Source organism: Streptomyces sp. NPDC058796 (genome assembly GCF_042745235.1).
Taxonomy (GTDB): Bacteria; Actinomycetota; Actinomycetes; order Streptomycetales; family Streptomycetaceae; genus Streptomyces.
Window position 1 is genome coordinate 495,086 of sequence record NZ_JBHYOP010000005.1, and the last position, 10,576, is coordinate 505,661.

A 10,576-nucleotide genomic window follows, 5' to 3' on the forward strand; every position below is an offset into this window, starting at 1 on the left:
CACCGGTGACCGTCACCAGGTGACCGGCAGTTCGTGCACCCCGTAGACGATCATTTCGGAACGCAGCGGTACCTCCGTGGCAGGCACCGCGAGCCGCAGGTCCGGGAACCTCCCGAACAGCGCCGCCAGCGCCACCCGCATCTCGACTCGAGCCAGTTGCTGCCCCAGACACTGGTGCAGGCCGTGCCCGAAGGCCAGGTGGCCGGTGGCGGACCGGGCCACATCCAGTTCCTCGGGGCGCTCGAACCTGCGGGGGTCGCGGTTGGCCGCCGGCAGCGAGACGGTGACCACCTCGCCCTCACGGATCAGCACCCCGCCGACCTCGACGTCCGCCAGCGCCGCCCTCGTCGGACCGTACTGCAGGATGCTCTGGTGGCGCAGCAGCTCCTCGACCGCGCCGTCCAACAGAGCGGGGTCGGTGCTCAGCCGTTCGCGCTGCCCGGGGTGGCACAGCAGCGCGAAGGTACCGAGCGCGATCATGTTGGCGGTGGTCTCGTGACCGGCCACGAGCAGCAGTCCGCCGACGCCCGCCACCTCCTCGTCCGACAGATCGCCGCTGGCGGCCAGTACGCCGAGGATGTCGTCCGTGGGCTCGCTCCGCTTGTCGCGCACTGCGCGCAGCATGATCTCGTCGATGCCGGCGAAGGCGGCTGCCGCCTGCTCCATCGAACTGCCGGTCGACATCAGGACGGTGGCGTTGTGCTGGAAGGCCTCGCGCTCGCCGTAGGGCACGCCGAGGAGCTCGCAGATCACCAGCGACGGGATCGGCAGCGCGTACTGGCTCACCAGGTCGGCGGGACGCCCGTGGGCCGCCATCGCGTCGAGCTGCTGGTGCGCCACCTCCTCGATGCGGGGCGCCAGTTGGTTCATGCGCCGCACCGTGAACAGGCCGGCCAGGGGCTTGCGCAGGCGGCTGTGGTCCGGCGGGTCCATGCTGATGAAGCGGCCGGGTGCCGCCGGCTCGGCCGTCCAGGGGTAGGGAACGGGCAGCCGCTGGAGTTCGCTGCGGGAGCTGAACCGGGCGTCGCCGAGCACCGCGCGTGCCTCGGCGTATCCGGTCACCAGCCAGCCCAGGGTGCCGTCGGGGTAGGAGAGGCGCCGCACCGGCGCCTCCTCGCGCAGATGGGCCAGTTCGCCGGGAGGGGCGAACGGGCCGGTTCGTAAGGTGGGCAGGGCCACTGGCTCGGGTGAGGTCCGTGTCATCTGACGGCCTTTCCGCTCTCACTCGGTGGCGGGGATGGGCTCCCCTCGACTATCAGGAAGGGCTCTCTCGGTCCCGTGGGTCGCCTAGGGGGTGTGCGCCGCAACCAGGACATAGCCGAGTCCTGTGATGTCACTCAGACGCGCGGGATCGAGCTGGTAGGCCGGATCGTCGCCGTACTTCTCCTCGATCTCCACCCGGGCCTCCCGCATCTGCCGCGACAGCTCCTGGGTGGAGCGCCACATCACGTTGGCGGTGATGTCCATGACCTCGTCGAGCACGAGCCCGGCCTCCCGCACGAGACGGGGATAGGAGTCCAGGGTGACCATCGGGCTCATCTTGGCGGCCTGGAAGAACGCGTCGACGGTGCTCTGCTCCGCCTCGGTCAGGGGCTCGCGCTCGCACAGATCGGTGAAGACCACGCGGCCGCCCGGGCGGACGACCCGGGCCACCTCGCCCAGGGCATGTCCGCGGTCCGGCATGTGGATGATCGACTCCAGCAGCCATGCGGCGTCGAACGTGTCGTCGTCGTAGGGCAGTTGCATGGCGTCCGCGTACTCGAAGCGCACCCGGTCGGTCAGATTCCAGGTGGCCGCCAGGTCGTTGGCGAGGGCCACCTGTTCGTGGCTGACGGTGATCCCGGTGACCCGGGCGTCCGAGACCCGGGCGAGGTGGACCGCGGGCCCGCCGATACCGCAGCCCACGTCGAGCAGATGGCCGGCCTCCGGAAGCCGGGCCTGCTCGATCATCAGGGCGGTGAGCTGGGCGGCCGCCTGCTCGAACGTCTCGGTGCCGTCCGGCGACAGCCAGTAGCCGTAGTGCAGGTTGGCGCCGCCGGTGTTGCCGAGCGTCAGCTTCGAGAAGCGGTCGTAGAAGTCGCCCACTTCGGAGCGGTCGTAGCCGACCGCTCCGGGTGTGCCGGCCCTGCTGGGTGCGGGCCCCTTGGCCTGCGTCTCGTCCACGTGCGCGTACCTTTCGTGTGGGGGTGGCCAAGGGCGGCGAGGCGCCCGGGGCCGGGTCCGTGTGGGGCGGCCGGCGGCGGAGAGACGCCCGGGCCCCGGAGGGGGACGGCCCGGGGTCACCAGGTGACCGGGAACCGGTGCATCCCGTAGATGAACATCTCGGAGCGCATGGGGAGTTGGTCGGCCGGCACGGCGGGGCGCAGTCCAGGAAAGCGGCGCAGCAGCGCCGAGTAGCCCACCCGCATCTCGATGCGTGCCAGATGCTGCCCGATGCACTGGTGGATGCCGTGGCCGAAAGTGAGATGACCGGCCGCCGAACGGCCGACGTCCAACTCGTCGGCGCGCTCGAAGCGTGCCGGGTCACGGTTCGCGGCCGGGATGGAGGTGAGAATCACCTCGCCCTTGCGGATCAGCCGGCCCGCCAGCTCGACGTCCTCCAGGGCCGCGCGCAGCGGTCCGTACTGACCGATGCTCAGATACCGCATGAGTTCTTCCACCGCGGCGTCGACCCGGTCGGGTTCGTCGCGCAGGAGGGCCAGCTGGTCCGGGTGGCTGATCAGCGCGTAGGCCCCCAGCGACAGCATGTTGGCGGTCGTCTCATGGCCGGCGATCAGCAGGAGCTTGCCGACGCCGGCGATCTCGGCGTCGGTGAAGTCGCCGCCGGCGGCGAGGCCACTGATGATGTCGTCGCCCGGGTCCGCGCGTTTGTCGTGCACGGTCTGGTGCATGAGTTCGTCGAGCGCGGCGTGTGCCGCCATCATCTCCTCGGGGCTGCCGTCCGTCGACACCGTTGTCGCCGCGTGCCGTTGGAAGGAGTCGCGGGCGCTGGAGGGCACACCGAGCAGTTCGCAGATGGTCAGGGCCGGCAGGGGCAGGGCGAAGTCCCGCACCAGGTCGGCGGGCGGGCCCTGCCGTTCCATCGCCTCGAGGACGCTCTCGGTGGTGCGCTCGATGTGCGGGGTGAGCTGCCTCATGCGCCGCAGTGTGAACTGCCCGGTGAGCGCCTTGCGGTAGCGCGTGTGCTGGGGGGCGTCCATGCCGACGAAGAACCCGGGCGGGGCGGGCGTCGCCTGCCACGGGTACGGCACCGGCATGCGCAGCAGCTCGGTGCGTGCGCTGAAGCGCTGGTCGTCGAGGATGGCCCGCACCACCGAGTGTCCGGTGGCCAGCCAGCCCACGGACCCGTCGGGGAAGGCCAGCGGTCGCAGGGCTGTCTCCTCACTGAGGCGGAGCAGCTCGGGGGGTGGGTCGAACGGGTGGCGGCGGGCCATGGGCAGGGTGACCGGTGCCGGGGACGGCTGCGTCATCCGAACTCTCTCTGGTCAGGTGGCGGCGGCCTGTGCCGCCCTCCGTTGGCGGCGGCCGGTGCCGCGACGGTGGTCGAGGGCCGGTGATCAGCACCCTTCCACCCGCGCTCGGAGGCCTCAACTCCTGTATTGCACAGGCGACCTGGCCACCGTGGGCGAGGCCGACGGCTGGTGAGGGCATCGGGACGTGCGGCAATGTGGGAGATGCCGACGTCCGGCCGGTCGGGGAAGGTGGTGGGTCGCAACGCGGACGCCGGTGACCGGCCGGAGGGACGCCGGTGGCCGGACGGACGGGCGACGGAGATCGGGAGGACACATGGCAGGAGTCACCACCGCGAGCACGGCGTGGATCCGACGCTTCCACCCCTCGCCCGAACGCCGGTGCCGGCTGATCTGCTTTGCGCACGCCGGCGGGTCGGCCAGCGCCTACCATCCGCTGTCCGCCGCGCTGGCACCCGAGGTCGAGGTGCTGGCGGTGCAGTACCCGGGGCGGCACGACCGTCGTGGCGAGGCGCTCGTCGACGACCTCCATGCCCTGGCCGATCTCGCTCATCAGGCCGTGCTTTCGTGGACCGGCGAGCCGTTCGCGCTGTTCGGACACAGCATGGGAGCAGTCGTCGCCTTCGAGGTGGCCCGGCGGATGGAGGCCTCCGCCAGCGCCGCACCGGTCCGGCTGTTCGTGTCGGGCCGGCGAGCCCCCTCCTGCCACCGGCCGGAGAGCGCGCATCTCCTGAGCGACGACGACCTGATCGGGGACGTCGCCTCACTGGGCGGAACCGAGTCGGCCGTCCTGGAGGACCAGGAGATACGGCGTCTGGTGCTGCCGATCATCCGCAACGACTACCGGGCGGTCGAGACCTACCGGTCGGTGCCGGACGCCCGACTGGGGCGTACGCCCGTCACCGCGTTCGTGGGCGACGGCGACCCCCGGGCCACCGTCGAGGAGTCGGCCGCCTGGGAGCGGCACACCTCCGCCGGCTTCGACGCGTCTGTCTTCCCGGGCGGCGGGCACTTCTACCTGTCCGACTTCCGCGCGGAACTCACCCGGCGCATCACCGACCGGCTCCCGGTGCAGGTCTGACCGGCGCGCGGCGCGCCGCCGAGGCCGGAACCCGCGCCCGCGCCGGGCGCGGGTTCCGGCCCGCGGGCTGTGTCAGGAGGGCGCCATGTCGTTCTTCACGGTGCGTGTCACCTGGTGGATACGGCGCAGCCGCCGGTCGTCGGCGACTTCGGCGAACACGTAGAACTCCACCTCGATGGAGCCGCCGGCCTTGAACTCGGCGTGGAAGGTCAGGCGCGTGGCCAGCGCGTCACCGCTCAGCAGCGCCTCGTGCACCTCGTAGCGCATGGCCGCGAAGGTCTGCCGGGCGGCGGGGACGTGCTCGGCGAGCTGGGCCCGCGTCGTCTCGGTGCCGTCGGAGACCTGGGTGAAGTCCGGGGTGTAGAAACGGTCGACCCCCTTCTCGGGGTCGATGTCCGTTAAGACGACCTCCTTGACGTACGAGTTGAAGAACTGGTCGACGAACGCCTCAGGGGTGGTGCCGAGATCGACAGCCATGACCTTCCTCTCCACTAGAAGTGCGATACCCCACCCAGGTATATACCCCAACGCCCCGAATAACCAAGGAACGCGGTCGGCCGTCGGCCACGGGCAGAGCGTTCGCCGGTCGACGACGAGACCGGAGCGGCGCGTGCGGATGCGCGCACACAGCGGTACTATTACCCCCTGGGGGTATATGATCGGAACACGACCCCACCCTGCACGACCGGCTCACCGACGACAGGAGAAGCTCATGACCTTCCCCGTACCTCCCCGGACCGGCGCCGACGCCGGCAAGGCGGCCGAGCCCCTGCCCGCCGGGAGCGTCACCACGACGTACCTGGTCGACGGCATGGTGTGCCATCACTGCGCGAACCACGTGACCAAGGCGATCACCGGACTCGGCGGCGTGCACCGGGTGGACGTCGACGTGCAGGCCGGACGGGTCTCCGTCAGCTCCGAGCGGGAACTGGACGAGGCCCGCCTCACGGAGGCCCTGGACGACATCGGTTACGAACTGACCGGCCGCGCCTGACCGGCCGCCCCCCTCGCCCAGGGGCCCCTTCCCCGCCGCCTCGGCTACTCCCCCTCGCGCAGGCTCAGGGCGCGCGAGGGGCAGGCGCGGACCGCATCGCGGACCGCCGCGTGGTGCTCGGCGGGCGGCCGGTCCACCAGGACGACGACCGTCCCCTCCTCTTCGTCCTGGTCGAACACCTCCGGCGCGGTCAGGGCGCACATCCCCGCCGCGCAGCACATCTCCAGGTCCGCCTCGATCCGCATGTCCCTCTCATTCCGTGTTCGGCGCTCGTCCCGTCCAGGGCTGTCGTCCCGTCCACGACTCTCGCCCGACTCCCCGTTTCTCACTCCCGTGCAGGGCCGGAGGACGGCGGGTGGACGTCACCCCGCGCGCGCCTTGCCGATTACCCGTCGACGCCCTCGACGCCCCGACCCCGACCCCGGAGGGCTCAGCGCGCCACCGCGACGGGCAGTGCGTCGAAGCCCCGCAGCCCCAGCCCCATCCGGCGCCGGGGAGCACCGGCCGCGGTGAGCGGCGGTCCGGCCACCAGCCGGGCCAGCAGGACCTCCGTCTCCAGGTTGGCCAGTTGGGCCCCGAGGCAGAAGTGCACGCCCGCCGCGTACGACAGGTGCACGTTCTCGGCACGGCCGACGTCCAGCCGGTCGGGATCGGCGAACCGGGCAGGGTCCCGGTTGGCCGCGCCGATCACCGTCATGACCGTCTGCCCCTCCTTCAGCTCGACGCCGGCGAACGGCGTCGCCTCCTTCACCACCCGGGCGTCCAGCTGCGCCGGGGTGTCGTACCGCAGCAGTTCCTGAACCGCCGCGGGGATCAACGCCGGTTCCGCGCGAAGCCGTTCGAACTGGTCCGGGTGGTCCAGCAGGGCCTTCAGCCCGTTGCCGAGCAGGTGGGTGGTGGTCTTGATGCCCGCGCCCAGCAACAGCAGCGCGGTGGAGACGATCTCCTGGTCGGTCAGGCCGGCGCCTTCCGCCGCCGTCCCCAGACGACTGATCAGATCGTCCTCCGGCTGGGCGCGCCGACGGGCGAGCAGCCCGTCGAAGTATTCGCACAGCGCCCGCAGCGCGGCAGCCGCCGTGTCGAACACCTCGGCGTCCGTGACCGGCTCCATCAGCGCCGCCAGCGCCTGCGAGCGGGGCAGCACGGCCGGGCGGTCCCCCTCCGGGATGCCGAGCAGATCGGCGATGACGATCTCCGGCAGCGGACGGGCCACGGCCGCCATGAAGTCACCGCCGGTCTGCTCCAGCGTGGAGACCAGGCGATCGGCATGCGCGGTAACCGCGGGGCGCAGCGCCTCGACCTGCCGGTGCGTGAAAACGGCCGAAACCGGTCGGCGCAGCCGGGCGTGCTCCGGCGGGTCGACGAAGGCCATGCTGCGACGAAGCGTCGACATGACCTCCCTGACCCGCTCCTCGGGCACCGGAGCCAGCCGGAAGCCGTCCATGTCGTCGCCCCTGCCCAGCGAGCGGTGGCGCAGCGCGGCGTCACACTCGGCGTGCCCGGTCAGCACCAGAGTGCCGTCCCCGGTGAGCAGCGCGGGCGCCATCTCGCGCAGCCGGTGGTAGCCGGTGTACGGATCGTCGGCCCCCGGACTCTGCAGGATCTCCAGGAACACGGCCTCGGCGGCGGTGTCCTGACGGGCCGTGACACCGGTCGTCTCGGACGGCGACTGGTCCATGGGCGCTACCCCTCCCTGGCGTCGAGCGGGGCACGGCCCCGGGTCCCGCTCAGCGTGTCACCGCCCGAGCCCGGGCCTCATCTCCTGGATTGCCCGCCGGTCACGGCACGGTGGCGCCTCCTTGAGGATGCGGTCACTCCTGGGCGCCATCCTTGTCGGGGATGTCACGGCTGAGCGAGTCGACCCGCACGATGCGGCCGTCGTCCGCCATCTCCAGGAACTCGACGACCTCGATCTTCATGTGCCGGACCCGGTCCCCCTGCTTCATGGCGGCGTGGATGATGTAGCGGCACGCGAAGCGATTGCCGTCCTGCACCGCCTCCAGCACCTCGTAGCGCCCGGTGCCGGGGACCGCCATCTTCCGCAGCGGCCGGACGTGCTTGATCAGACGCTGCCGGTCCATGGCGATGCCACCGCTGACGATGCTGAACCCGGGCGCGTAGAACCGGTCGATGACCGCGCCCGCATCCTCCTCGCCGAACAGCAGCTCTTCGTTGTACTTGTTGTACCGCTCCTCAAGGTAGCCACGAGGATCCATCACGGTGGCGACAGTCATGCGCTGCTCCTCACAGACTTAGATACTCCCAGGGGGTATGCGGGCCGCTCACTCAGTCAATCAGGGCCCCCAGCACCACCGCAACCGCAACCGCCACACACCCACGGCTCCGGCCTCCGACCGGCGGGTTTCGGTCACTACGAGCCCCGCCGGCCCCGCGCCAGGGGGTTCGCCACTGCTTCGCGTGATCTTCGACCGTCTGCCGGCCTGGCCAACTGCGGGTTCCGGCGACGGCGGGCGCCGCGTCCTTCTTCTCTGCGCAAGGAGGATCCGCACCGAGCGGTCCGCGCCGGTCGGCCGACTCGGCTGTGTGAGCGTTGACTTCGCCTCCCAGCGCGGCGGCAGCGCGGGCACCCACGGCCGCGCCATGTCGATGGACCACCACCCGGGCCGCGAGCCCCTCTCCTGCCTCGTGGGCCGGGGCGAGGCCGGCCCGAGGAGAGACGCCCCCACGCCCATCTTCCGGGCACCCCGCGCACATGGCCAATGAGCAATCTCGGCGATGACATCCGGCGCAGGGCCGACGGAACCTTTCTGTGCCGACGGGGGGCGAGCAGCGCGCTTACCTCTGTCTGCCGTGACTTATGACCGATTGACGGCATCCCGGGAGACAACTGTGGGAGCAGCGGACCCCGACCAGCTGCGTTACTTCCTCAAGCGCGTCAGTGGGGAACTGCACCAGACGCGGCGGCGTCTGCAGGAGTTGGAGGACAGCGCCCGAGAGCCGATCGCGATCGTGGGAATGGCCTGCCGCTACCCCGGCGGGGTCACCTCACCCGGGGAGCTGTGGGAGCTGGTCGCCCAGGGGCGTGATGCGATCGGCGGCTTCCCCGCCAACCGCGGCTGGGACCTCGACGCCCTCTTCGACGACCCCACCCAGCCGGGCACCTCGGCCACGCGGTACGGCGGTTTCCTCTACGACGCGGACCAGTTCGACGCCGCCTTCTTCAACATCAGCCCCCGCGAAGCCAAAGCCATCGACCCCCAACAACGCCTCTTGTTGGAGCTCGCCTGGCAGGCCCTGGAACACGCCGGCCTCAACCCCACCCACCTCGCCGACACACCCACCGGCGTCTACACCGGCCTGTCCCCCAACCACTACGGCGCCCACGGAGACACGGATCTCGAGGGCCACCTGATGACTGGCACGAGCCCCGCCGTCGCCTCCGGGCGCATCGCCTACACCCTCGGCCTGACCGGACCCGCCCTCACCATCGACACCGCATGCTCGTCGTCACTGGTTGCGGTGCATCTGGCCTGTCAGGCCCTGCGCAACGGCGAATGCGAGACGGCTCTGGCCGGTGGCGCCACGGTGATGGCCACGCCTGAAATGTTCTTGGAGTTCTCGCGTCAGCACGGCCTCGCCCCCGACGGCCGCTGCAAGGCCTTCGCCGCCGAAGCCGACGGCACCGGCTGGGCCGAAGGCGCAGGACTCATCGTCCTGCAACGCCTCAGCGACGCCCTCGCCCAAGGCCGCACAATCCTCGCCGTGATCGCGGGCTCCGCCGTCAACCAGGACGGCGCCAGCAACGGACTCACCGCCCCCAACGGCCCCTCCCAAGAACGGGTGATCCGCCAGGCCCTGGACAACGCACGCCTCACCCCCGACGACATCGACGCCGTCGAAGCCCACGGCACCGGCACCCGCCTAGGCGACCCCATCGAAGCCCACGCCCTGCTCAACACCTACGGCCGACACCACACACCGGAACGGCCGCTCTATCTCGGATCGCTGAAGTCCAACGTCGGCCACAGCCAAGCCGCAGCGGGTATCGGCGGTCTGATCAAGATGGTCCAGGCGATCCAGCACGGCGAGCTGCCGCGTACCCTCCACGCCGACCAGCCCTCACCCCACATCGACTGGGATCAGGGGCACGTCAGCCTGCTCACCGAGCACACGCCCTGGCCCGAGACGGACCGGCCCCGCCGCGCCGCCGTCTCGTCCTTCGGCGTCAGCGGCACCAACGCCCACTTGATCGTGGAGCAGCCGCCGGCGACAGAGGGATCCGGCGAGGACGAGGCGTCAGAACAGCCCAACCTGCCCACGGTGTTGACTCTGTCAGCCAGGAGTTCGGGCGCGCTGCAGACCCACGCTGCCCGGATACGCGCCCACCTCGACGAACGTCCGGAGGTGCCGCTGTCCACGGTCGCCGACGCCCTGGCCGCCCGGGCCGCGCTGCCGCACCGCGCCGTCATCGTCACCCGCGACCGCGCCCAGGCCCGGGAAGCCCTCGACGCGGCCGCCGAGGGGGCTCCGCATCCGGCGCTGGTCACCGGTCAGGCGACTGACGGCGAAGAGGGCGGGACGGTGTTCGTGTTTCCGGGTCAGGGTTCGCAGTACCCCGGCATGGCCCGCACCCTCTACACCACCTCACCCACCTTCCGCGACAGCATCCACGCCTGCCAGGACGCCCTCGCCCCCTACATCGACTTCACCATCCCCGACGTCCTCACCCAACACCCCAACGCCCCCACCCTCGACCGCGTCGACATCGTCCAACCCACCCTCTTCGCCGTCCTCACCGCCCTCGCCCACCACTGGCAACACCACGGCATCCACCCCCACGCCGTCATCGGCCACTCCCAAGGCGAAATCGCCGCAGCCCACATCGCCGGCGCCCTCACCCTCCAAGACGCCGCCCGCATCGTCGCCCTCCGCAGCCAAGCCCTCACCACCCTCGAAGGCCACGGCGCCATGGCCTCCCTCACCCTCCCCGCCACCCAAACCCAACAACTCCTCACCCCCTGGACCAACCACCTCACCATCGCCGCCATCAACGGCCCCCACACCACCATC

At 71.1% G+C, this 10,576-nt stretch carries 10 protein-coding genes; 3 read left to right on the plus strand and 7 right to left on the minus strand.

What is annotated here, in order from left to right; genetic code table 11:
- Nucleotides 1-12: 12 nt before the first annotated feature.
- The 3 genes from ACFW47_RS16320 to ACFW47_RS16330 form a co-directional block, all read right to left on the minus strand.
- A complete protein-coding gene (locus ACFW47_RS16320; RefSeq protein ID WP_386306102.1) occupies nt 13-1,203 on the minus strand; it encodes a cytochrome P450 in 1,191 nt (396 codons plus the stop codon).
- 84 nt (nt 1,204-1,287) lie between these two features.
- A complete protein-coding gene (locus tag ACFW47_RS16325; protein ID WP_386306103.1) occupies nt 1,288-2,163 on the minus strand; it encodes a methyltransferase domain-containing protein in 876 nt (291 codons plus the stop codon).
- 116 nt (nt 2,164-2,279) lie between these two features.
- A complete protein-coding gene (locus ACFW47_RS16330; protein ID WP_386289085.1) occupies nt 2,280-3,470 on the minus strand; it encodes a cytochrome P450 in 1,191 nt (396 codons plus the stop codon).
- 316 nt (nt 3,471-3,786) lie between these two features.
- On the opposite strand from ACFW47_RS16330, the gene ACFW47_RS16335 reads away from it, so the two are divergent.
- Complete coding sequence (locus tag ACFW47_RS16335; RefSeq protein WP_386289084.1) at nt 3,787-4,551, plus strand: thioesterase II family protein; 765 nt, start codon at nt 3,787-3,789, stop codon at nt 4,549-4,551.
- Nucleotides 4,552-4,623: 72 nt separating this feature from the next.
- Here the strand turns inward: ACFW47_RS16335 and ACFW47_RS16340 are convergent, their stop codons facing one another.
- Complete coding sequence (locus tag ACFW47_RS16340) at nt 4,624-5,028, minus strand: nuclear transport factor 2 family protein (RefSeq protein WP_386289082.1); 405 nt, start codon at nt 5,026-5,028, stop codon at nt 4,624-4,626.
- A 235-nt stretch (nt 5,029-5,263) separates the two neighbouring features.
- Between ACFW47_RS16340 and ACFW47_RS16345 the strand changes: the two genes are divergently transcribed.
- Nucleotides 5,264-5,545 (plus strand): heavy-metal-associated domain-containing protein, encoded by a 282-nt coding sequence (locus tag ACFW47_RS16345; RefSeq protein WP_386289080.1) that lies wholly within the window; start codon nt 5,264-5,266, stop codon nt 5,543-5,545.
- 44 nt (nt 5,546-5,589) lie between these two features.
- Here the strand turns inward: ACFW47_RS16345 and ACFW47_RS16350 are convergent, their stop codons facing one another.
- The 3 genes from ACFW47_RS16350 to ACFW47_RS16360 all read right to left on the minus strand — a co-directional run bounded on the left by ACFW47_RS16350 (nt 5,590) and on the right by ACFW47_RS16360 (nt 7,779).
- Nucleotides 5,590-5,790: a ferredoxin gene (locus ACFW47_RS16350; protein ID WP_386289078.1), complete on the minus strand. Its 201-nt coding sequence runs from the start codon at nt 5,788-5,790 to the stop codon at nt 5,590-5,592.
- A 185-nt stretch (nt 5,791-5,975) separates the two neighbouring features.
- On the minus strand, nt 5,976-7,223 hold the full coding sequence (locus ACFW47_RS16355) for a cytochrome P450 (RefSeq protein ID WP_386289076.1): 1,248 nt from the start codon (nt 7,221-7,223) through the stop codon (nt 5,976-5,978).
- A gap of 133 nt (nt 7,224-7,356) precedes the next feature.
- Complete coding sequence (locus ACFW47_RS16360) at nt 7,357-7,779, minus strand: hypothetical protein (protein WP_386306104.1); 423 nt, start codon at nt 7,777-7,779, stop codon at nt 7,357-7,359.
- A gap of 616 nt (nt 7,780-8,395) precedes the next feature.
- Between ACFW47_RS16360 and ACFW47_RS16365 the strand changes: the two genes are divergently transcribed.
- On the plus strand, nt 8,396-10,576 hold a 2,181-nt coding region (locus ACFW47_RS16365; protein WP_386306105.1), incomplete at its 3' end, for a type I polyketide synthase.